The organism is Saccharopolyspora aridisoli (genome assembly GCF_004348445.1).
GTDB lineage: Bacteria > Actinomycetota > Actinomycetes > Mycobacteriales > Pseudonocardiaceae > Saccharopolyspora > Saccharopolyspora aridisoli.
In genome coordinates this window covers 1-22,882 of the sequence record NZ_SMKV01000029.1, presented here as the reverse complement: position 1 = coordinate 22,882, position 22,882 = coordinate 1, and the positions used below count along the sequence as shown (strand labels likewise).

Here is a 22,882-nt window from a genome sequence, read left to right as displayed (position 1 = left end):
TCAGGTGGTCTCCTCGTGACCGCTCAGCGCCGTGTAGCCGGCGATGAGGCTCTGCCGGAACGCGGCTCGGTGGGCTTCGGGGATCGCGCCGAGCACCTCGTCCTCGATCGCCTCGATCAGGGGGTCGCAGCGCTGCAGGACCTCGCGCCCGGATTCGGTGAGCGAGATCAGCAGCACCCGCCGGTTGTCGGGATCGCGGTGGCGCTCGATGTGCCCGCGATCCTCCAGCCAGCGCACCATCTCGTTCATGGTCTGCGGGGTGACGAACGAGCGGCGGGCGAGCTGGGCGGAGCTGAGGCCGTCGCGATGCCGCAGCGCGGTGAGCGCCGTGAACTGCAAGGTGGTCAGACCGTGCGGGCGCAGCGCCTCGTCCATCCGCGCCCGGATCGCCAGCTCCAGGCGCTTGACGAGGTAGAGGGTGCGCGGTTCGGCGTTGTCGTGGCTGGTCACCGACACATCATCGCGCACGTTCGCGGTGGCGCGCTCGGGTGTCATGCCAAACGCTCCCGCACTGACGCCTTCTGGACCTTCCCGGAACCCGTGCGCGGCAGGTCGTCCCAGAACTCCACCTGCTTGGGGACCTTGTAGCCGGCGAGGCGGCCCCGCAGGTGCTCCTGGACCTCCTCGCCGGTGACCTGCGCTCCTGCGCGCAGGACCACCACGGCCCGCGGGACCTCGCCCCACTTCGGGTCGGGCACGCCGACGACGGTGCACAGCTCGACGGCCGGATGCTCGTAGAGCGCGGCCTCCACCTCGGCCGGGTAGATGTTCTCCCCACCCGAGATGATCACGTCCCGGATCCTGTCGACGACGGTGAAGTAGCCTTCGTCGTCGACGGTGGCCACGTCGCCGGAGTGCATCCAGCCGCCCGCCAGCGCCTCGTCGGTGGCCTCGGGCCGGTTCCAGTAGCCGAGCATGACGTTCGGGCCGCGCACCACGATCTCGCCCGGCTCGCCCGCCGCGACCACCTGACCGGCGCGGTCGACGACCCGGACATCGGTGAAGAACGACGGCACGCCCGCCGAACCCGCCTTCTCACGCACCGCTCCGGGATCGAGGATCAGCGCGCCCGGCGAGGTCTCGGTCATCCCGTAGCCCTGGACGAACGTCAGGCCCCGGTCCAGGTATCGGCGGATCGTGGCCTCCGGAACCGGCGATCCGCCGCACAGCAGGGTGCGCACGCTGGAGAGGTCCGCACTCGCCCACTCCGGCCGAGCGCTGATCGCGTCGTACATCGCGGGCACGCCGAACAGCAGCGAAACCTGGTGTCGTGCGATCAGTTCCAGCGCCTCGGCCGGGTCGAAGGAACTCATGAGCACTGCGGTGCCACCCTTGAGGAGCGTTGGCAGGCAGGTCATCCCGAGCGCCGCGGTGTGGAACAGCGGTGCGGCCACGAGGGCGACCTCGGAGCCGGACAGGTCGGACTCGACCAGCACGTTGACGCAGTTCCACGTCAGGTTCCCGTGGCTGAGCACAGCCCCCTTGGGACGGCCCGTGCTGCCCGAGGTGTACATGATCAGGCACGGGTCGTCGAGCCCGACGGGTTCGTCGACGGGCTCGCCGGCGCCGCCGGCCAACGTCTCGTAGGGGTCTTCGTCGATCACGAGGCGTTCCCGCAGCACCGGTGTCCCCGCCGCGTCGACGGACGCACCCGCCGACGCGGCGTGAACCAGCACCGACACTCCCGCGTCGGTCAGCACGTGCGCGAGTTCGGGCACCGCCAGCCTGGTGTTGACCGGGACGAACACCGCTCCGAGGGAGGCCGCGGCGAACAGCGCTTCCAGGTAAGCGGGGTGGTTCGGGCCGAGGTAGCCGACCCGGTCACCGCGCCGCACACCGAGGGCGCGCAGGCCTCGCGCGAGCGCGGCGGTGCGCCGCGCCAGCTCGGCGTAGGTGTCCTGGCGATCGCCGTGGACCAGCGCCACCCGGTGCGGGGTCATCCGGGCTCGTCGCACCGGCCAGGACCCCAGTCCCTCGTCACGCATCGCGCAGCCTCCCGCTGGGCAGCTCAGTCGTTGGAGTAGGCGGAAAGCCCTGGCCGGTATGACTTCTCGTCCAGGAACTGGGTCATCCCCTTCTCCCGGCCGTTGGCCTCGTCGAGGAACTGGGACTGCTCCAGCTTGGCGTAGAGGTAGTCCTCGGCGTGCTCCCACGGCATGTCGCGCGAGACCTTGTAGCCGACCTTCGCCGTGCGCAGCACCACCGGGTTCATCGCGGCGAGCTTGAGCGCGAGCTCGCGAGTGCGCTCGCGCAGCCGGTCAGCCGGAACCGCCTCGTTGACCAGGCGCATCTCGGCGGCGCGGCGGCCGTCGAACGTCTCGCCGGTCATGATGAAGTACAGCGCGTCGCGCTGGCTGACGGCCGCGGCCAGCGCCCGGGTGACCACGCCGCCGGGCGGGATCCCCCAGTTGATCTCGGACAGGCCGTACTTGGCCTGCTCGTCGGAGATGGCCAGGTCACAGGCCACCAGCGGGGTGAAGGCACCACCGAAGCACCAGCCGTTGACCATCGCGATGGTCGGCTTGGACCAGTTGGCCAACCGCTTCCACTGCCACTCCGCGCTCGCCCTGCGCACCCGGATCTGCAACGCCGGATCACCGGAGTCGTCGACCTCGCGGAAGTACTCCTTGAGGTCCATGCCTGCCGACCAGGACTCGCCCGCTCCGGTGAGCACCAGGACCTTGCAGCGCGGGTCGCCTTCGAGGGCGTCGAGGGTGCGGACCATCTCGTCGTTGAGCGTCGGGTTCATCGCGTTGCGCTTCTCGGGCCGGTTGAGCGTCACCCACGCGATGCCCTCGTCGAAGTCGACGAGAACGGTGTCCCCCCAGGGGGTTTCAGAAGACATGGTGCTCCTCGCTGGAAATCAGAACGGGTGGTGAGCGGCTTCGGACCGGACGGTGATCCACTGCGTCTCGGTGAACGCCTCGACGTTGGCCCGCGCACCGCCGACGCGGCCGATGCCGGAAGCTCCGACGCCCCCGAACGGGACGGCGGGATCGTCGTTGACGGTTTGGTCGTTGATGTGGACGAGGCCGGTGGGAACGCGGTCGGCCAGCGCGAGGCCGGCGGCGGTGTCGGAGGTGATGATGCCGAGGCTGAGCCCGTACTCGGAGTCGGCGGCCATCTCGGCGGCCTCATCGGCGGTGTCGAACGGTCGGACGCTCGCGACCGGGCCGAATACCTCCTCGACGTAGGCGGGGATGCCGGGGTGGCAGTCGGCGAGGACGGTCGGCCGGAAGAACGGGCCGCTCGCCTTGCCACCGGCGACCAGCCGGGCACCGGCGACCACGCTGCGGTCGACGAGATCGGTGACGTGGGCGAGCTGGCCGTCGTCGATGATCGGGCCGAGCACGACGTCTTCGGTGAACGGGTCCCCGACGGGCAGCGCTTCCGCCTTCTCGGCGAGCTTCTCGACGTAGCGGTCGTAGAGCGAGTGGTGCACGAGGTGGCGGCCGGTGGCCATGCAAATCTGGCCTTGGTGCAGGAAGCTCCCGAACGCCCCGCAGGACGCGGCGGCGTCGAGATCGGCGTCCTCGCAGACGATCAGCGCGCTGTTCCCGCCGAGCTCCAGGTGCGCGCGCTTGAGCAGCTCACCGGCGCGGGCACCGACGGAGCGCCCGGCCCGGGTGGATCCGGTGAAGGAGATGATCGGCACTCGCGGGTCGTCGACCAGCGCGGCACCGGAGTCCGCTCCGCCGGGCAGCACCTGCAGCACCCCTTCGGGCAGACCGGCTTCCTCGAAGACGCGGGCGATGACCACGCCACCGCACACGGCCGTGCGCGCGTCGGGTTTGACCACGACGGCGTTGCCGAGCGCCAGCGCGGGTGCCACCGATCGCATCGACAGCAGCAGCGGGAAGTTGAACGGCGAGATCACGCCGACGACACCGGCCGGAACCCGGCGCTGCACGCTGAGCCGCGCGCCATCGGGCAGGAGTTCGCCGTAGGGAGCCGAGGTCAGCGCGGCCGATTCGGTGCACTCCCCCGCCGCGCCTTCGATCTCGATCCCGGCCTTGATCCGGACCGAACCGGACTCGCGCACGATCCACTCGGTGATCTCACCGGCGTGCTCGGTCAGCAGAGCCGCTGCGCGGCGGAGCACGGCCGCGCGCTGGGCCGGGGGTGTCGCCGCCCAGTCCCGCTGCGCGCGGGTGGCGCGCTCCACGGCGGCGGTGACGTCACCGGGTGCGGCCAGTCCGACGCAGCCCAGCACCGCCGAGGTGGCCGGTTCCCGAACTTCGCCCACCCCGGCCGAACCTCCGCTCCACCGACCGGTGAAGAGCTTGCCCTCCCAGGTCGAGGCCTCGAGAAGTGCCACCGGAACCCCCTTCGCACAACATAATCATCAGGTTCCCTGATTGTTGTGGCCGATCGTGCTCCAGCGATCCCCTCGGTTTCAAGGCGATGTGATCTGGAGCACTCGAGCCGAGGGGGTCGCGGGGGCACGATCGGCGCGTTGCGCCTCGCCCGAACGCCTTGCCCGCACTGCTTCTTCGAACGAGGGGTCGCCGCGCACCCGGGAGCCGCCGAACTCGGCGTGCAGCTGCGCGATCCGCGCGCTGTCGTGATGCGAGGCGAGCTCCGCGAGCTCGGGGTCCGCGGTGGCCAGCACCTGCCGCGATTGGAGCTCCGCCAGCGGGCGAGGCTGTCGCAGGCCTCCGAGAACACCCGCTGGCCTCCGGCGCATGGCCAGTCCCCACGAAGGCAGCTCGGCGGGCAGATCCGGGTCGCGCTCGGGCAACGCCCGCCAGTCGCCCCGCAGTTCGGTGCGGGCGCGCAGCGCCTCGGCCGGCCCCACCGGACCGGCCGACAGGTGCGCGCGCAGCGGCTCGCAGCGCAGCGAATCCCGGTAATCCCGCGCCAGCGGCTCCAGGGCGAACGCCACAGACGGGCGCCACCAACCTCTATCTCCGACGCCCGCAGGACGGTGGCGCGCGACCGACAGCTCCGCGATCGCCTCGCCCGCGTCCACTGCGAGGTCGCGCGGCGTCACCCACATGCCGTCGTAGAGGGCGGCGAGATGATCACCTCGCAGGTGCGCGCGGGCACACCGCAGGACGTGGTCCGCCCGCTGCGCGACGCTCCCACCGCCCGCGGCGGATCGCGGCCCGCGCCGCCTGCTCGGCGACCCCGAACTCACCGAGGACCTTGGCCAGCGCGGCCGAGGGCAGGTGCTCCGGCCGCCCGAACCAGTCATCGCCGAGCAGCGCGCCGAGCACCCGCTGGGTCTGGCGGCGCCCCGGCACCACGGGCACTCGTCACCGCGGAGGTGGCCATGCGGGAATGCTGAGCCCGGTCACCGGCGGGCCCCGGAGTCACCGCAAAGCGGGGTGCCGTGGAGCACGGCACCCCGCGCCCTCGGGTGGGTCAGCGGGCCGCGGCGTTCGCGACGGCTCGGACCAACAGCGCCCGCTGAGCTGCCTGCCACCGGCTCGCGTCGCCGCGCCAGGTCTCCAGCGCGGGGGCGACCAGCGCGCGCCCGAACGAGTAGGTCAGCTCCCAGGGCAGCGGACCGCAGTTCTGCATGGCGCCGAGATGGCGGGTCGCCAGCTCCGGGCTCTGCCCGCCGGAGAGGAACGCGATTCCGGGCACCTCCGGCGGAACCACCTCCCGCAAGGTGTCCACTGTGGTCTGCGCGACCTCCTCGACTCCGGGCTGCTGCGCGCATTCCTTGCCGGCGACCACCATGTTGGGCTTGAGGACCATGCCGTCGAGCCGCACCTGCATCAGGGCTAGCTCGTCGAACAACGCCCGGAGCACCACCCGCGTCACCTGCTGGCACCGGGCGAGGCTGTGGTCGCCGTCCATCAGGACCTCGGGCTCCACGATCGGCACCAGCCCGCCTTCCTGGCAGAGTCCGGCGTAGCGCGCGAGCCCGTGCACGTTCGCGCGGATCGAGCGCTCGGAGGGAAGTCCGTCACCGATGGTGATCACGGCGCGCCACTTGGCGAAGGTCGCGCCGAGCCTCACGTACTCGGCGACGCGGTCGCGCAGGCCGTCGAGTCCCTCGGTGACCTTCTCGCCGTCGGCCCCGGCCAGCGGCTTGGCCCCGGTGTCGACCTTGATGCCGGCCAGGATGCCCATGTCCGCGAGGGCCGCGGGGAAGGTGCGCCCGTCCGACAGCTCCTGGCGCAGGGTGTCGTCGGCCAGGATGATCCCGCTGATCGAATCGGCCAGATCGGGAGTGGTGACGATCAATTCGCGGTAGGTTCGCCGGTTCTCGTCGCTCGGAGCCACTCCGACGCCTTCCAACCGGGAGGACATCGTGGCGATGCTCTCATCCGCGGCGAGCACTCCTCGCCGGTTGGAAACCATGGTGTGAGCGATTTCCTTCAAGGTAGCCATGTTCCGCTTCGCCTCCTAGCGCGCCGCGCGAAAACCCTTCGTACGGCATCCGGTGCCGTCATGAGATGTGCCCGAATCGCAAGGCTGCACGGATCCGAAGTCCCGGTCAACGCGCCGAGCACGAAGCGGCGAACCCGTGGCACGAACGGTTGTCAACACCTTCCGGACGGATCGACCAGATCAATTCCATTGCACGATGCCGCTGGCACGCGTATTCTTCACCCGTCGACAAAAACAGCTTGTTTTCCAAAGTTTTTGCACACGGGGGCATCACCGCCGACGCGCGAATGCACCCGTTCCGCATCACGGCGCTCCATGTCGCATGTGGACGGAGCCAGCCGTGGTTGAGAACGGGTGCAGCAGCAGAGGACGGAGTTCGCCTGGCGCTAGAGCCCGAGGGCTTCGGTGACGAACTTCGCGCGCCGGCGCGAGACCGGCACGACCCATCCGTAGTTCTCGACGGTGAGTTCGAGTTCGCCACCGTCCTTTCGCGTCACTTCGCGGACGCGGTTGAGGTTCACCAGGTAGCTCCGGTGAACTCGCACGAATCCGCAGGCCGCGTACTTGTCGTCGATGTTGTCGATTCCGTCCGTCGCGCAACGGAAACGTCCGAGATCGGTTCTCAGCCAGACGGCCCTCCCGACGGATTCGGCCACGATCACCTCGGCGATGTCGAACAGGACCTGCCGGTCCCCTCTGATCCCGACAACACGTCGCGTCTCACCCAACGCATCCTCCCGTTGCAGTGTTCCGGAAGCCACTCGCTCGTCTGACCCCGTCCAGGACGCGCTGCCCGGACCTGCCCGATCAACGGTGTTCCCGCGATGTACCAAGATGTACCAACGGGTTTCGGCGGACGGTCGATGCGTTCCGTCCGCCGGCCCGTTCCTCACCTGATGAACTAGGCGCGAGGCGAGGAAGAAGACCTCCGGTCGGGTGGTGCGGGCGTCGGTGCGCTCGCCCCCGACCGGAGGTCTCCTGCTTCACCCCGCCGCACCGCCGATCGCGGTGCGGTCGTCACTCCTGCCTGCCGGTCAGTCCGGCAGCGCGAACACGATCAGCGCGCTGCCGTGGCCTGCGCCGAGCATGCCGGGGATGATGCCCTCCAGCCAGCCACCCCAGCCGACCGGTACGGCGACGTACTGCTTGCCGTCGACCGAGTAGGTCATGGGGCTGCCGTGGTGGCCGCTCCCGCACTGGAACTTCCACAGCTCCTCGCCGGTCCGGGCGTCTAGGGCCAGGAACTCGCCCGTCGGCGTACCGGCGAACACCACGTCACCGGCGGTCGCCAGCACCGAGGAGGCCATCGGGTGCGGGTTGCGCCAGCGCCACTTCTCCTCCCCGTGGGAGTCGAACGCGCTGACCGACCCGGCCATGTTGTCGATGTCGACCTGGACGGCGGCGCCCCAGTACGGCATGCCTTCCTTGAACTCGCGACGACGCCTGGTCGCGGTCGCACCCACGTCGGCGACCGGCACGTAGAACATGTCGGTGCGCGGGCTGTAGGCGGCGTGCGTCCACTCCTTCGCACCGGCCGGGCCGGGGTAGAAGTGGACGGGCTCGCCTTCCTTGTCCGGGTACTTGCGCGGGGTCACCTTGCCGTCGCGGGTGATGGTGCCCCAGTCGATCCGGTCGACGAACGGCGTCACGTGCTGCAACTCGCCGTTGGTGCGGTCGAGCACGAAGAAGTAGCCGTTCTTGTCGAAGTGCCCGAGGAGCTTCTTCCCGTCCCTCTCGAACAGGGTCATCTCCATCGTGGAGTCGTAGTCCCACAGGTCGTGCGGGGTGAACTGGTAATGCCACCGGATCTGGCCGGTGTCGACGTCCACCGCGACGACGCTGTCGGTGTAGAGGTTGTCGCCCTCGCGCACCGCGCCGTCGAAGTCGGGTGCCGGGTTGCCGGTTCCCGCGTAGTACAGGTTCGTATCGGGGTCGTAGGTTCCGGTGACCCAGTGGTTCGCACCGCCGCGCGCCCACGCCTCGCCGTCGGCCGGCCAGGTCTCCGAACCCGGCTCACCGGGCTTGGGCACGGTGTAGCAGCGCCAGCGCTGCTCACCGGTCTCCAGGTCCCAGCAGTCGATGTGCCCGCGCACGCCGAACTCGCCACCGGCGCTGCCGGTGATGATCGTGTCCTTGATGACCAGCGGGGCCAGCGAGGCGCTCTCGCCCGCGCGGACGTCACCGATGGTCTTCTCCCAGACCTTCTTGCCCGTGGCCGCGTCCAGCGCGAGCAGGTGGGCGTTCGGGGTCACGAAGTAGACCTTGCCGTTGGCCACCGCGGAACCGCGGTTGACGTTGCCGCAGCACAGCGAGACGTCGAAGGGAACGGCGTGCTTGTAGCGCCACAGCTGCTCACCGGTCTTGGCGTCCAGGGCCCAGAACCAGCCGTCCCAGCCGGTCACGTACATGACGCCGTCCACGACCAGCGGACAGGTCTCGAAAGCGTAGGTCGAGGCACCGGCGATCTGCCCGGAGGTTCCCGCCTGGAAGATCCAGGCCGGCCCGAGACGCTTGACGTTCTCGGTGTTGATCTGGTCCAGCAGGCTGTACCGCTTGCCGTCGTAGTCGCCGTAGTAGGTGATCCAGTTGTGCGATTCCGAACGCGCGTTGAGGATGCGCTCGTAGTCGATGTTGTCGGTGACGGCCGGAGCGGTGCCGGAAACGGCGCTCAGCGCTCCGTGGTCGATCGCGTCACCGGCGTCAACGTATTCGACTGTCATCAGTTCGATCCTTTCTACCGGCGCGGCTGGTCGGGACGGTCGAGACGGGCTTCCGGCGGCACCTCGCCGAGCACCACGATGGCGGCGGTCAGACCGCGGCCCTCGTCATTCCCGCCCGGGGAGCTGTACCAGTAGTAGCCGGGGCCATCCAGGTTGAGCTTCGCCCGACCCTTCGAGTGGTTCAGCAGCCAGATGAACTTCTTGTCGCCGTTGCTCGGGAGCAGGCAAGCGTGCGTGTTCTTGTCGTCGTTGATGATCGTCAGCTCGACGTCACCACCGTGCGGGAGCACGAGAATCGCCGGGTCCCAGCAGATCTCGTCTTCCCTGATCCGGATGGTCGCCTCCATCGTGCCGTCGGCCCGCTCGGTGGCCCGCAAGATGTTGCCGGTCCCCAGCACGCGACCGATGGCCGCGCTGTTCTGCGCGTCCAAGCCGAGTTCACTCAGAAGGTCTTCACGTTCTTGGGTTGACGTCATTGGACCTCACCTCCTCGTTCGAATCCCGATTCCGGATCACTCACGCCACGCCGATGTGCTCGCGGAATGCGCGAGCACGGTCGCCGCAACGGCGGGAGACGAGGATCAGCAACTACCAGTGGAGCTCGGCGAGCTGAAGCAGCGTTCCCCGCCACAGGTACTCATCGGCCCGGTCAACGGCGACTCGGAATGTGATCGCCAGGCCCGAGTGTGCTTTTCGATTCACCCTGTGATACTCATCGATTTTACGGGTCGCACAACGAATTCGGAAGAGTTGACCGCTAACCGGTGACCCTGCACCGCTCGCGCGGAATCGACTACCGCCCAACGGAGTTGGGCCCCGACGAGGCACCGGTGACCAGCGCTCGCGAGGCCAGTTCCGCAGTGGGAGAACCCGCCCGGGAGAATCGATTCACCGCCGGATTTCCACCGGGCAGAAAGCGCTTTCGGGTCGGCGATCCTCACACCTCCTGAAATGCCGCCGAATGCGAGCGACGACGTCACCGCATTTCCGATCGGCCCAGGTTCATGACCTTGTCCCAGGCCGACACGAATACGCGCGAGAACGTGTCCGGCTCGGCCGCGTACATCTCCGCGAGGGCGCGCAATTCGGAGTGCCAACCGAAGACGAGGTCGACCCGGCTGGCCGTCCACCGGGGTTTTCCGGTTTCGCGGTCACGACCTTCGAAGGTGGTGGCGATGCCCCGCGTGACCGACCTCGGTGCCCAGTCGACGTTCATGTCGAGGAGGTTGGTGAAGAAGTCGTTGGTCAACTCGCCCGGTCGCGTGGTGAGCACTCCCACCGGTGTGCTGCGGTGGTTGGCGCCGAGCACGCGGAGTCCACCGATGAGCGCGGTCATCTCGGGTGCGCTCAACCTCAACTGGTTCGCCCTATCGATCAGCAGGTGTTCGGCCGGCAGCTGCGGTTTCGCGCTGACGTAGTTGCGGAAGCCGTCCGCTGCGGGTTCGATCGCGGCCAAGGATTCGACGTCCGTCCACTCCTGGGTGGCGTCGGCGCGTCCGGGGGTGAACGGAACCCGGACACCGCTGGCGGCGCGTTCCACCGCTGCGCAGCCGGCGAGCACGATGAGGTCGGCGAGCGAAACCCGTTTCTCCCCAGCCTGTTCGGCGTTGAACTCCTGCTGGATGCCCTCCAGCGCGGCCAGCACCGGACCGGTGGTGCCAGGGTCGTTGACGTCCCAGCGGCGTTGGGGTTCGAGGCGGATGCGAGCTCCGTCGGAGCCGCCGCGCTTGTCGCTGTCGCGGTAGGTGGACGCGGAGGCCCACGCGGTGAACACCAGCTGCGGGATCGGGATCCCGCTGGCCGAGATGCGGTTCTTGAGGTCGGCGATGTCGGTGTCGTCGACGAGTTCGTGGTCGACCTCGGGCACCGGGTCCTGCCAGATCATCCGTTCCGCCGGAACCAGCGGTCCCAAGTAGTTGTGGCGGGGCCCCATGTCGATGTGGGTGAGCTTGAACCACGCTCGCGCGAAGGTGTCGGCGAGTTCGTCGGGGCGGGCGAGGAACCGTCGGGCGATCGGCCCGTAGCCGGGGTCTTCCTGCAACGCGAGGTCGGTGGTGAGCATCGTCGGCGTGCGCCGCTTCATCGGGTCGTGGGGATCCGGGGCCGTGCCGTGACCCTGGTCCCCGCTCGGCACCCACTGCCAGAGTCCGGCTGGGCTGAGCACGACGTCCCACTCGTAGGCGAAGAGGGTCTCCAGGAACGAGTTGTCCCAGCTGGTCGGGGTGGGCGTCCAGATCCCCTCCAACCCCGTCGTGATCGCATCCGGGCCCTTGCCGGTTCCGTAGCTGTTGTTCCAGCCCAGCCCTTGTTCCTCCAAACCCGCACCCTCGGGTTCGGCTGCCAGGTGGTCCAGGTCGGCGGCGCCGTGGGTCTTCCCGAAGGTGTGCCCGCCGACGATGAGCGCGACGGTCTCCTCGTCGTTCATCCCCATCCGCCGGAACGACTCCCGGATCGCACGGCCCGCCGCGATCGGATCCGGCAGCGTCGACGGACCCTGCGGATCGACGTAGATCAAGCCCATCTCGTCCGCTGCGAGGGGCTCTTGAAGATCTCGCACACCGGTGTGGCGCTCATCCGCGAGCCAGGCGCGCTCCGGACCCCAGTAGACGTCGGCTTCGGACTCCCACACGTCTTCGCGTCCACCCGCGAAACCCAGCGTCGTGAACCCCATGGACTCCAACGCGCGGTTGCCGGCGAAGACCATGAGGTCGGCCCAGGAGATGCTGCGGCCGTACTTCTGCTTGACCGGCCACAACAACCGCCGGGCCTTGTCCAGGTTCCGGTTGTCCGGCCAGCTGTTGGTCGGCGCGAAGCGCTGCATCCCCGTCCTGGCCCCGCCTCGGCCGTCGCCGAGGCGATAAGTGCCCGCGCAGTGCCAGGCCATGCGCAGCACCAGCGGCCCGTAGTGCCCGAAATCGGCAGGCCACCACTCCTGCGAGGTCGTCAGGACCTCGTCGACATCGCGGGCCAGCGCGTCCAGATCGACCTTCGCGAACTCGGCCGGGTAGTCGAAATCCGGGCCCAGGGGGTTGGCCGCGGGGTGATGCTTGGCCAAGATCGTCAGGTCCAGCCGACCCGGCCACCAGTCGCGGTTGTCCCCACCCGCCGCCGGATGGTTGCGGACGCGTTCAACGCGCCGCCGCACGCTCTGGTCGTAGTTCCTCCTGACCGCCACCGCATCCGGGTTCTCCGGCATCGGAACCTCCCTCGGTGAACTCAGATACCCAGCTCGCGCCGCACCGCCGGAGCGTTCCGCCGGGACACGGGCACCATCGCGTTCGCCTGGCCGTCCATCACCAGAGCCAGTTCGCCCTTGAAACCGCGCTCGACCTCCCGGACGCGGTCGAGGTTCACCACGTACTGCCGGTGCACTCGGAGGAATCCGCTGCCACTCAGCTCTCGTTCCAGCTTGTCCAGGGCCGGCGTCGCCGCGCGCAGGCGACCCTGGTCGGTGGACAACCAGACGTCGTTGCCCTCCGACTCGGCGAACGAGACCTCAGGCGGGCGCAGCAGCACCATCCGGTTCTCCCTGGTCGCGACGATCCGCGGCGCCTGGCCCTGGCCGTGGGCACCTCCCCCGCAGTCCGCGCGCGGCAGCTGCTCACCCTCGGAGAGGCCGAACGACACCAGGGTCCCGACCAGGTTCCCGGACAGGAACACCGGCCGGAAGCTGATCGGCGTCGGATCGTCGGCGAGGTGGGTGAAGACCTGCGTGGACCCGACCCAAGCGGGGTTGTGGGACGCCTGCTTGGCGGCGTACCGCGCGGCTCGGATCAGATCCGGGAGCCTCGGGTTCCACCGCACCGCCGGGTCGGGCGCAGGCGTCGAGCTCGGCACGCCGAGCAGCACGCTCGCCTTGTCATCGGCGATCACCACGCGGCCGGCGGGATCCAGGGCCGCCACCGAAGCGCCCGAACGCGAGCGCGCGTGGTTGTAGGCCGCGACCAGCTCGGCACCGGCATCGCGGGCACGACGGCGGAGCATGAACTGCGTCCTGCTGGCGGCGTTGCTCAACCACGCACCCGCAACCTTGGGGAGCTCGCTGCGCCAGCAGGAGATGTTGAGGACCGCGACCGGTTCCTTGGTCACCACGTCCCGCACCGCCACGCCAGCGCAGGTCCAGTCGTGGAAAGCCTGGCACCAGTGCTCCGCGCCCCTGATCACCACGGGGGAAGTCGTCTCCAGCGCGGTTCCCATGCCGTTGGTGCCGGTGGCGCACTCCGACCAGCAGTACCAGGGCGCCAGGTTGGCCTTGGCGGCGAAGGAGCGCGTGGCCCTGTCACCCCATTCGGCCAGCACCCGGCCGGAGGCGTCGGCGACCGTCACGACGCCACCCATGTTGCTCACCTCGTCCACGACCGAGGCCGCGCGAAAACCCAGCTCGGCGAACACCACGTCGTGCTCCAGCGCGTGGTCGACGTCGGCCGTGGCGACCGGGGCCTCGGTGAGCGCGGGGTCGACGGCGTACTGGTCCCGGCAGCGGTGCCAGGACATCGCCACCTCCGGCCGCACGCCGTGGACGTCGTCCTCACCCCGCACGAAGCGCTCCCACGCCTCGTACACCGTCGGCTTGCGCGGTTTGCGGGCCGGGAGGTCGAGCCGGTGCATGTCTACCATCTGGGGACCGCCTTTGGTCTTCTCACCAACCCGGAACGAGTGCGGACGTGGGAACCACGCACCGGGACGAACCGTGTCGCGCACGGACCGCTGGCTTGTTGGGAGCACGTCGCGAACGGCGAATGGGCGTTTGAGGGTCTCGCGCTCCGGCCTTCACGACCTCGGGCCGAAAGCTACGTCGTGCGAGATTTCGGGGGCAAGCAGAACGCGACGACCGCTGGCGAACGGCGCACGAGCGGCAGCCCGGCGACAACCAGCGGTGGTCCAGATCACCTCTCGACGAGCAGCGGGCGGTGCGGTGCCGGGTCGTGGACGAGGTGGCCGGTCGCTTCGAGCACCGACATCCACAGGTCACCGTCCGGATCGACCTGGTTGCGGTGGCTGATGATCAGCGGCATCGGCACGTGCACGAACCGCCGCCGCCAGCGCACCACCGCGGTCTCCGTGCGACCGGCCATGGCCGCGTGCACCGCGGCGTGCGCCAGGCGCAGGCAGTAGACGCTGTCGTAGGCGTTGGCGGTCACGCTGCGGATGGCGTAGCTGGGATCGATGTAGCGCACCGTCGGCGCCAGCCCGGCCGCCGTCAGGTGAGCGGTGATGGTCTCCCGGAGCAGCCCTCCGATGTCGCCGAGCTTGGCGTTCCCGGAGGCGTCGGTGGCATTGCCCTCCAGCAGGCCGCGCTCGGCGAGCAGGTCCTGCCCCGCTCCTTCGGCGACGACGATGACCACGAAGCCCTTCGACCGGACGTGCCGCTCGACCCGGGCCAGCAACCCGTCCTCGCCCTCCAGGGCGAAGGGGACCTCCGGGATGAGGACGATGTCCGCCGCGTTGCGGGCCAGCGAGGCGTAGCAGGCGATGAACCCGGAATGCCGTCCCATCAGCTTCACGATGCCGATCCCGTCCGGGCTGGCCGCGGCCTCGATGGAGACCGAGGAGATGAAGTTGGCCGCCTGCGCGAAAGCGCTCTGGAACCCGAAGGACTGGTCGGTGTAGGGCAGGTCGTTGTCGATCGTCTTGGGCACGCCGATGACGGCGATGTCCAGACCTCGTGCCCGGATCGCCGCGGCCAAGTTCGTCGCGGCGTTCATGCCCCCGTCCCCGCCGATGACGAACAGGACGTTGATGCCGCGCAGCAGGAGGCTGTCGACCATCTCCTCGGCGTCCTGCGCTCCTCGCGAGCTGCCCAGGATGGTGCCGCCCGCGTTGTGGATGTCGCGCACGCGGTCGGGCGTCAGCTCGATGGTGTCGTCGCGGTGCCGGGCGGTCAGGCCCCGAAGTCCGTTGCGGAAGCCCACGATGCGCTTGACGTCGTACTGCACGGTCAGTTCCTGCACCAGGCCGCGGATGACGTCGTTGAGCCCGGGGCACAGCCCACCGCAGGTGACGATGCCGGCGGTGACCCGCGCCGGGTCGAAGTAGATCTTGCGGCGCGGACCTGCGGCCTCGAAGCTCGGCAGGTCGTGCGGGCTGAGGCCGTGCTCGGCGAGCATGGACACGGTGTCCTCCAGCAGGACCCGGTCGCCTTCGGCCACGTAGTGCGGAGAGGTCCGCTTGGCGGCGAGCATCGCGGACAGCGGTGAGTCGTAGCGGCACTCGCCGAGGTGGCGAACGCGCAAGTCGTCCAGGTGCAGCGTCATCGGATCCCACCCCTCACCGGACGCGCGCTGGTGTGCGAGATGCGGCGCACCTGGCCGCGTGAGATCAGCATCGACTCCGCGAGCACGGCGCCCTCGGACTCCCGCGGACGGTTCAGCAGCGACCCGCCGGTGACGCCGGTGGCGACGAACAGCGAGTCCCCGCCAACGAGCTCGTCGCAGGTGTAGACGCGGTCGACGTCCATGCCCGCCGCGCGGATGGCGGCCGCTTCCTCCTCGCGCTGCGGGGCGAGGCGGCCGAGCATGTCACCGCCCAGCGCGCGGACCGCGGCGGCGGTCATCACGCCCTCGGGCGTGCCGCCGATGCCGAGCAGCAGATCGGCATCGCCGGTCGGCAGCAGCACTTCGAGACTGCCGCCGACATCGCCTTCGGCCGGGGTGTGCACGGAGGCTCCGGCTCGCAGCAGTCGCGCGATCAGCTCCTGGTGGCGAGGCTTGTCCATGACGACCACGCGCAGCCGGTTGACCGGTTTTCCGAGGGCGTGGGCGACGTTGGCCAAGGTCCGCTCGGGCGTGTCGGCGAGGTCGACGACGCCCTTCGCCTGCGGCGGGACCACGATCTTGTCCATGTAGAAGCCGGGGCCGGGCGACCAGAGCGTCCCGGGCTCGGCGAAGGCGATGGTGGCCATCGCGCCCGGGTGGTTCTTGGCGCAGAACGAGGTGCCTTCGAGCGGGTCCACGGCGATGTCGAAGTCCGGGCCGCACCCGTTGCCCACGGTCTCGCCGTTGTAGAGCATCGGAGCCTCGTCCTTCTGGCCTTCACCGATGACGACCGTGCCCCTGCCGGGGGCGTCGGCGAGCACCTGGCGCATGGCCTCGGTCGCCGCTGCGTCCGCGGCGTTCTTGTCGTGCCGCCCCACCCAGGCGTGGCTGGCGATCGCCGCGCTGTGCGTGGCGGCCAGCGCGATCGCCTCCAGGGTGCGGACGTCGGTGCGGGTTCGCGGTGCGGTCCGGTGCATCTCGGGCTCCTCGGTTCGGTTGCCTGCCTGCATTTCCGGTCCCGGTCACTCCAGATTCGCGTGCAGGCGCCACAAGTCGCGGGCCTGCACTCCGCTGGACCGCCACAGCGCGTGGAACAGCGCGTCGCTGAGCAGCAGCACGGACTGCTCGAACAGGCTCCCCGCGTACTGCTCGGACGCCTTGCCCTCGAAGTCCTGCTTGTCGGCGGCGGGGATGACCAGCACCTCGGTCGCGAGCTTGGCCAGCGGCGAGTCGGGCGCGGTGGTCAACGCGATGACGTTCGCTCCCTGCTCGCGCGCGGTTTCAGCGGCCCGCACCACGCGGGAGGTGGTGCCGGATCCGGACGCGGCGACCAGGACGTCACCGGCGCCGATCGCCGGCGCGGTCGTCTCCCCCACGACGTGCGCGGAGAGCCCGAGGTGCATGAAGCGCATCGCGGCCATCTGCAGGGCCAGTCCACTGCGCCCGCCGCCGACGGTGAAGACCGCCGTCGCGTTGAGCAGCATCGCGCCGGCGCGGGCCCAAGCCGCGGGCTGGACGTCCCGACGCACTCGGTCCACCTCGCCGCTGATCGCCAGCGTCGCGTAGCTGAAGTGCGGCGGGTTCAGCCTGTCGCCGATGTTCTGGTCAGCGGTGTCCGTTCCGGTCATCTCGAGCCACTCCCCACTGCTGCGTTCGTCGAAGAACTCCAGGCTCATCCGCGATGGTGAAATCGCGCTTTCCCATTCCTGGATTCCGCCCTCGTCGCGAATCCGCGGTTTCCGCAGTCGCATTTCGGGACGCATTCTGCGGTTGAGAGACTGCACGGATGCCCAGAACCGGTCAACAGAGCGGTCACGAACAGGCACCCGCGCGGAACGAACGGCCGTGAAATCCGCTCAAACGGCCGTTCGTGCTCGTCAGCGGACTGTAGATCACCATTCCGCCCGACCTCGACGCACTCCAGGATTTGCCATCTGGAAGGGCGTTCCGGCCGTTTGTTCCGCCGTGGCATCCGTTCGTTCCGGCGCAGTTGACCGGCGCGCGGAGATCGGTGCACTGTCACAGGCCGTTGCTCGTTCCCGACTCGCGGACCGAAGCGCGGAACCGATCGGGAAATCTGGAATCCGCCGAGCACCACGATTTGAGGAGATTGCCGTGAAGCTGCAGGTAGCACTGGACGTCGCCACCCTCGAAGACGCGCTGACCCTGGCTCGCCAGACCGCCGACCACGTGGACATCCTCGAGCTGGGCACGCCGCTGATCAAGGCCGAGGGGCTCGACGCGATCAAGGCGATCAAGGCCGCGCACCCGGACAAGCTGGTCTTCGCCGACATGAAGACCGCCGATGCCGGTGAGCTGGAGGCCGACCTCGCCTTCGCCGCGGGTGCCGACCTGGTCACCGTGATGGGCGCCGCCGATGACGACACCGTGCGCGGGGCGGTCGCCGCCGGTCGCAAGCACGGCAAGGACGTCGTCGCCGACATGATCACCGTGGTGGCCGACCGGGTGACCCGCATCCGCGAGGTGTCGAAGATGGGCGTGTCGTTCGTGGAGATCCACGCCGGGCTCGACGAGCAGGCCAAGCCCGGCTACACGATCCAGACCCTGCTCGACGACGGAAAGCAGGCAGGCGTCCCGTTCTCCATCGCCGGTGGCATCAAGGCCGAATCCATCGCCTCGGTGCAGGACTCCGGGGCGACCGTCGCGGTCGCCGGAGGCGCGATCTACAGCGCGAAGGACCCGGCCGCGGCCGCGAAGAACCTCAAGAGCCTCATCCGCTGACGGGTCACGGCACGGCCGGGCGGGGCTGCGAGCCCTCCCGGCCGTATGTCCGGCGAAGGAGGGGGAAGTGACATGAGAAGCTCCAACAGCGATGCGGACCTGCGCGAGGCCCAGCGCAAACTGCTGCTGGACGCCGCGGCGGTGATGCGGCGGCGCCACGTGCGCGGCAGCGACGGCAGCACGTCCCCGAACGCGGCCGAAGCGCTGGCCAACGTCCTGGAGGGCGTCGCCAGGTCCGAACCGGCCCTCCACCAGATCGACCGGGACGAGGCGATCGCGCTGGCGCACCGCCTCCTCGATGACGACCATCCCGAGCTCTCGCGGATGTGGCCTGCCTGACCGCCACGGTCTTCCGCGGGAGATCGCTGCCCCCGTCAACACCGAGAGCACCAGGAGTGCGCGTCCATGATCGCGAACCAGCACACCGCCCACTACCGGGTGAGCGACGAGCTCGACCGGTTGACCACCGCCCACCTGCCCGACGACTGGACCGACCTGGACCGCCGCGCCATCGACACCGCGCGGGTGCTGGCCGCCGACGCCGTGGAGAGGTGCGGGAGCGGGCACCCGGGCACCGCCATGAGCCTGGCACCGGTCGCGTACGCGCTGTTCCAGCACGTCATGCGACACGATCCGAACGACGCGAACTGGCTCGGCCGCGACCGCTTCGTGCTCTCGGCGGGCCATTCCAGCCTCACGCTGTACGTGCAGCTGTTCCTGTCGGGCTACGGCCTGGAGCTCGACGACCTCAAGGCGCTGCGGACCTGGGGCTCGCTGACCCCGGGCCACCCGGAGCACGGCCACACCTCAGGCGTGGAGACCACGACCGGACCGTTGGGCCAGGGACTGGCCAACGCGGTCGGCATGGCGATGGCCGCCCGCCGCGAGCGCGGCCTGCTGGATCCCGAAACCGCGCCCGGCGACAGCGTTTTCGACCACCACATCTACGTGATCGCCTCCGACGGCGACATCGAGGAGGGCGTGACCTCCGAGGCGTCCTCGCTGGCCGGCACGCAGCAGCTGGGCAACCTCACGGTCATCTACGACGCCAACGACATCTCCATCGAGGACGACACGAGGATCGCGCTGTCGGAGGACACCGCCAAGCGCTACGAGTCCTACGGCTGGCACGTCGTCACCGTCGACGGCGGCGAGTGCGTCACCGGCATCCTCGACGCCTTGCAGGCCGCTCGCGCCGACACCGGACGACCGAGCCTCGTCGTGCTGCGCACGGTCATCGGCTACCCGGCACCGACCAAGATGAACACCGGCAAAGCCCACGGCGCGGCTCTGGGCGCCGAGGAGCTGGCCGAGGTCAAGTCGCTGCTGGGCTTCGACCCCGAGAGGTCGTTCCAGGTCGACGACGAGGTGCTCGACCACACCCGCGCGGTCGCCGAGCGCGGCAGGGCCGCCCGCGAGAAGTGGCAGATCGCCTTCGACACGTGGGCGGCCGGGAACCCGCGGCGCAAGGCGCTGCTGGACCGGATGCTGGCCCGCGAGCTGCCCGCCGGGTGGGCCGACGGGCTGCCCAGCTGGGAGCCCGACGAGAAGGGGCTCGCGACCCGCAAGGCGTCGGCGGAGGTGCTGGCGTCCCTGGCCGAGGCGCTCCCCGAGCTGTGGGGCGGTTCCGCCGACCTGGCGGAGAGCAACAACACGACGATGAAGGGCGCGGACTCGTTCGGTCCGGAGAGCATCTCCACCAGCACGTGGAGCGCCCAGCCCTACGGGCGGACGCTGCACTTCGGCGTCCGCGAGCACGCGATGGGCTCGATCCTCAACGGCATCGCGCTGCACGGCGGAACCCGGCCCTACGGCGGGACTTTCATGGTCTTCAGCGACTACATGCGACCTGCGGTCCGGTTGGCGGCGCTGATGCGGCTGCCGGTGATCTACGTGTGGACGCACGACTCGATCGGACTCGGCGAGGACGGCCCGACGCACCAGCCGGTCGAGCACCTGGCGAGCCTGCGCGCGATCCCCGATCTGGCGGTCGTGCGCCCGGCCGACGCCAACGAGACCGCGGCGGCGTGGAAGACCGTGCTGGAGAACCCCAGCGGTCCCGCCGGTCTGGCGCTGACCCGCCAGGGGGTGCCGACGCTGGAAGGCACGGACCCGCATGGCGTCGCCCGCGGCGGTTACGTGCTCGCCGAGGCCTCGTCCGGCAGTCCCGAGGTGCTGCTGATCGCGACCGGGTCGGAGGTGCAGCTGGCCGTGGCGGCCAGGAAGTCCCTGGAGGCCGCGGGAATTCCGACGCGCGTGGTGTCGATGCCGTGCGTGGAGTGGTTCGACGCGCAGGACGAGTCCTACCGCCGGTCCGTGCTGCCCCCTTCGGTGCGGGCGAGGGTCGCGGTGGAGGCCGGCGTTGCCCAGTCGTGGCACCGCTTCGTCGGGGACGCCGGCGAGATCGTCTCGCTGGAGCACTTCGGCGCCTCGGCCGACCACCAGACGCTGTACGCCGAGTTCGGCATCACGGCCGAAGCGGTCACGACCGCGGCGCGGCGCTCGCTGAACGCGCTCCGGGCGGGCTGATCGGCCCGCTCGTCCGGGCGTTGGCACGCGGCGACCGGGCCATCGGTGACCGGTCTCCGGTCAGCTGTCGGCGACTTCCTTGGCGTACTTCTCCGTCATGTGCTCCACGGCCGCCAACTGCTGCTGGGCATGATCGTTGCGGGTGTCGCTGGCGCGCTGCTTGGCGCGCACGGTCGACTCGTGGTGGCTGATGCCGGGTCCCTGGAAGTGCGGCAGGACGTCCTGCGCGATGAGTTCGTAGGAGCGCTTCGTGGCCTCGGGGTTGGCCCATTCGTGGGCCAGCAGCAGCATCGCGCCGAAGCCGCCGGACTGGTCGGCGAGGCGCTGCACCTGCGCGCGGGCGTCCTCCGGCGTTCCGATGGCGCCGATGCCGGCCTCGTTGATGAAGTCGATCATCTCGCGGATGTTCGAGCCGTCCACGGCCATCTGAGGGAACGCGGCCACCTTCTGGAAGTAGGTGAACCACTGCTCTATGCCGTGCTCGACGTCCTTGTACGCCTGCTCCCGGGTTTCAGCGATGTGCATGAGCCCGACCAGTCGCCACCCGGACCGATCCGGCGCAGGTTGCCCGAAGTGAGAGGCCCGCTCCTCGACCACGCTCCAGTGATGCGCCAGCGCGTCGAACCCCTCCTGGGTGAGCGTGGCGCCGATGGACAGCAGCCCGGCACCGTGACGACCGGCCAGCCGCGGGCCGGTCGGCGAGGCGACCGCGGCCACGGCGACGTCGAAGCGGGGCTCGGTGTAGGGCCGCAGCTGGATCCGGGCGTCGATCAGCTTGTGCGTCGGGGTGTGCTCGGTGACTGCTTCCCCCGCCAGCAGCCGCATGATGATGTCGAAGTTGATGTCGAGCAGTTCGCGCGTGTCGGTCGGGGTGAGCCCGATCATCGCCGAGTCGGTGGGCAGCGAGCCGGGGCCCACGCCGAGCATCGAACGACCCCGGGTCAGGTGGTCGAGCATGACCATACGGTCGGCCACCCAAAGCGGGTTGTGGTAGCTGACGGAGGTCACGCCGGTGCCGAACCTGATGTTGCGGGTGCGCTCGGCGGCGGCGGCGATGAAGATCTCCGGCGAGGCGATGATCTCGCTGCCCGCGGAGTGGTGCTCGCCGATCCACGCCTCGTCGAACCCGAGGTGGTCGAGGTGCTCCATCAGCCGGAGGTCGCGCTGCATGGCCAGCGTCGGGTTCTGCCCGGCCGGGTGGAAGGGGGCGAGGAAGACCCCGAACCGCAACCTGCTCATGACCGTCTCCTTCGTCCGCGATCAACCCGAGTCCGTAACCCAGGTCACATCATCGGATGATCGTTTGCAAGCCGGAATCCGCCACGGGTCGAGATGCATTCCGAAACTCGTTCGAGCAGGTAACCTGCCCGGCATGGGTTCCTTCACCGAGGCGACGACCACGGCAGGGCTCCGCGACGGGGTCTACGAGTCCACATTGGACACCGAGTGGTCGCTCGGGGAGAACCCGCACGGCGGGTACATGATGGCGCTGCTGACCAAGGCCGCGCTCACCACCGCCTGCCGCACCCATCCGCTGGCCGTCAGCACGCACTTCCTGCGCTCACCGGAGATCGGTGCGGTCGAGCTGCACACCGAAGCGGTCAAGCGCGGGCGGCTGTACACCACGGTGCACGCCCGCATGGTGCAGAACGGCAAGTCCTGCGTCGAGGCCACGGTCACGGCGGGCGAGATCTCCGACGCCGCCCACGCGTGGGAAGCCCACCAGCAGCCCCCGATCACACCGTTCCAAGAGTGCGACGAGCACCGCACCCCGGCCGAGAACCTGCTCGGCCACATCGACGTGCGACTCGACCCGCGCTCCACGGCATTCCTGCGCGGCGAGACCTCCGGCGACGAGGTGCGCGGGTGGATGCAGCTCACCGACGGCACCGACTTCGACCCGCTGTCGCTGATCGTCGCCGTCGACCTGCTCCCGCCAACTGTGTTCGGCCTGGGCCACGGAGGTTGGTGCCCCACCGTCGAACTGACCTACCAGCTGCGCGGACTCCCCGCGCCCGGCCCGATCGCCACCTACACCCGCTGCGACGCGCTGAGCGCCGACGGCTGGTTCAACGAGGACGCGGCCGTCTACGACGCCCGAGGCCGCCTGGTCGCCCAGAGCCGCCAACTCGCGCTCTCGGGAAACGCCCTGAACCACCGCTAACGACCACCCGATGGCTCCCGGACCACCGCAGCGATCCCTCACGCGGGTGCGGCGGGCTTCCGGGTCCGCGCCTGCTACAGGTCGAGGAGTCGGCGGGCTTCCTCGCGCATCTCGACCTTGCGGACCTT

Annotated in this window: 20 protein-coding genes; 4 read left to right on the top strand and 16 right to left on the bottom strand. The window is 69.7% G+C overall.

The genetic code is table 11. The annotated features are described in order from the left end of the window. From E1161_RS20255 to hxlB, 15 genes are all read right to left on the bottom strand, one after another. Complete coding sequence (locus tag E1161_RS20255) at positions 1–495, bottom strand: MarR family winged helix-turn-helix transcriptional regulator (RefSeq protein ID WP_132625644.1); 495 nt, start codon at positions 493–495, stop codon at positions 1–3. Beyond that, a complete protein-coding gene (locus E1161_RS20250; protein ID WP_132625642.1) occupies positions 492–1,985 on the bottom strand; it encodes an acyl-CoA synthetase in 1,494 nt (497 codons plus the stop codon). Before E1161_RS20250 ends, E1161_RS20255 begins: the two co-directional genes overlap by 4 nt. 23 nt (positions 1,986–2,008) lie before the next feature. Continuing rightward, positions 2,009–2,845 carry a p-hydroxycinnamoyl CoA hydratase/lyase gene (locus tag E1161_RS20245; RefSeq protein ID WP_132625640.1) on the bottom strand — a complete coding sequence of 279 codons (837 nt, stop codon included), beginning with the start codon at positions 2,843–2,845 and terminating at the stop codon, positions 2,009–2,011. Between the two features lie 18 nt (positions 2,846–2,863). Next, on the bottom strand, positions 2,864–4,318 hold the full coding sequence (locus E1161_RS20240) for a benzaldehyde dehydrogenase (protein ID WP_132625638.1): 1,455 nt from the start codon (positions 4,316–4,318) through the stop codon (positions 2,864–2,866). Positions 4,319–4,396: 78 nt separating this feature from the next. Continuing rightward, positions 4,397–4,993: a PaaX family transcriptional regulator C-terminal domain-containing protein gene (locus E1161_RS20235; protein WP_235875169.1), complete on the bottom strand. Its 597-nt coding sequence runs from the start codon at positions 4,991–4,993 to the stop codon at positions 4,397–4,399. Between the two features lie 31 nt (positions 4,994–5,024). Then, on the bottom strand, positions 5,025–5,249 hold the full coding sequence (locus tag E1161_RS28160; protein ID WP_235875168.1) for a hypothetical protein: 225 nt from the start codon (positions 5,247–5,249) through the stop codon (positions 5,025–5,027). A gap of 118 nt (positions 5,250–5,367) precedes the next feature. Next, a complete protein-coding gene (locus E1161_RS20230) occupies positions 5,368–6,345 on the bottom strand; it encodes a class I fructose-bisphosphate aldolase (RefSeq protein ID WP_132625636.1) in 978 nt (325 codons plus the stop codon). A gap of 386 nt (positions 6,346–6,731) precedes the next feature. Further along, positions 6,732–7,073 (bottom strand): LytTR family DNA-binding domain-containing protein, encoded by a 342-nt coding sequence (locus E1161_RS20225; RefSeq protein ID WP_165939886.1) that lies wholly within the window; start codon positions 7,071–7,073, stop codon positions 6,732–6,734. Positions 7,074–7,379: 306 nt separating this feature from the next. Then, a complete protein-coding gene (locus E1161_RS20220) occupies positions 7,380–9,065 on the bottom strand; it encodes a PQQ-dependent dehydrogenase, methanol/ethanol family (RefSeq protein ID WP_132625632.1) in 1,686 nt (561 codons plus the stop codon). A 14-nt stretch (positions 9,066–9,079) separates the two neighbouring features. Then, positions 9,080–9,541 (bottom strand): MSMEG_3727 family PQQ-associated protein, encoded by a 462-nt coding sequence (locus E1161_RS20215; RefSeq protein WP_132625630.1) that lies wholly within the window; start codon positions 9,539–9,541, stop codon positions 9,080–9,082. Positions 9,542–10,041: 500 nt separating this feature from the next. After that, positions 10,042–12,261, bottom strand: coding sequence for a catalase/peroxidase HPI (gene katG / locus E1161_RS20210; protein ID WP_132625628.1), 2,220 nt, complete (start codon positions 12,259–12,261; stop codon positions 10,042–10,044). Between the two features lie 20 nt (positions 12,262–12,281). Beyond that, positions 12,282–13,682: a DNA-binding protein gene (locus tag E1161_RS20205; RefSeq protein WP_132625626.1), complete on the bottom strand. Its 1,401-nt coding sequence runs from the start codon at positions 13,680–13,682 to the stop codon at positions 12,282–12,284. A gap of 269 nt (positions 13,683–13,951) precedes the next feature. Continuing rightward, a complete protein-coding gene (locus E1161_RS20200; protein WP_132625624.1) occupies positions 13,952–15,319 on the bottom strand; it encodes an ATP-dependent 6-phosphofructokinase in 1,368 nt (455 codons plus the stop codon). Then, positions 15,316–16,296 carry a class II fructose-bisphosphatase gene (gene glpX, locus E1161_RS20195; RefSeq protein WP_132625622.1) on the bottom strand — a complete coding sequence of 327 codons (981 nt, stop codon included), beginning with the start codon at positions 16,294–16,296 and terminating at the stop codon, positions 15,316–15,318. Before glpX ends, E1161_RS20200 begins: the two co-directional genes overlap by 4 nt. 45 nt (positions 16,297–16,341) lie before the next feature. Then, on the bottom strand, positions 16,342–16,947 hold the full coding sequence (gene hxlB / locus E1161_RS20190) for a 6-phospho-3-hexuloisomerase (RefSeq protein WP_132625620.1): 606 nt from the start codon (positions 16,945–16,947) through the stop codon (positions 16,342–16,344). Between the two features lie 487 nt (positions 16,948–17,434). Between hxlB and hxlA the strand changes: the two genes are divergently transcribed. From hxlA to tkt, 3 genes are all read left to right on the top strand, one after another. Beyond that, entirely contained in the window at positions 17,435–18,061 is a 627-nt protein-coding gene (gene hxlA, locus E1161_RS27310; protein ID WP_165939885.1) for a 3-hexulose-6-phosphate synthase, read from the top strand. Positions 18,062–18,133: 72 nt separating this feature from the next. Further along, complete coding sequence (locus E1161_RS20180) at positions 18,134–18,400, top strand: hypothetical protein (protein ID WP_132625616.1); 267 nt, start codon at positions 18,134–18,136, stop codon at positions 18,398–18,400. Positions 18,401–18,466: 66 nt separating this feature from the next. Then, positions 18,467–20,590 carry a transketolase gene (tkt, locus tag E1161_RS20175; protein ID WP_207920315.1) on the top strand — a complete coding sequence of 708 codons (2,124 nt, stop codon included), beginning with the start codon at positions 18,467–18,469 and terminating at the stop codon, positions 20,588–20,590. Between the two features lie 60 nt (positions 20,591–20,650). Here tkt and E1161_RS20170 read toward each other — a convergent pair whose 3' ends face one another. Further along, a complete protein-coding gene (locus E1161_RS20170) occupies positions 20,651–21,829 on the bottom strand; it encodes an LLM class flavin-dependent oxidoreductase (protein WP_132625614.1) in 1,179 nt (392 codons plus the stop codon). Between the two features lie 133 nt (positions 21,830–21,962). Between E1161_RS20170 and E1161_RS20165 the strand changes: the two genes are divergently transcribed. Then, complete coding sequence (locus E1161_RS20165; RefSeq protein ID WP_165939884.1) at positions 21,963–22,754, top strand: thioesterase family protein; 792 nt, start codon at positions 21,963–21,965, stop codon at positions 22,752–22,754. Positions 22,755–22,882: the final 128 nt, after the last annotated feature.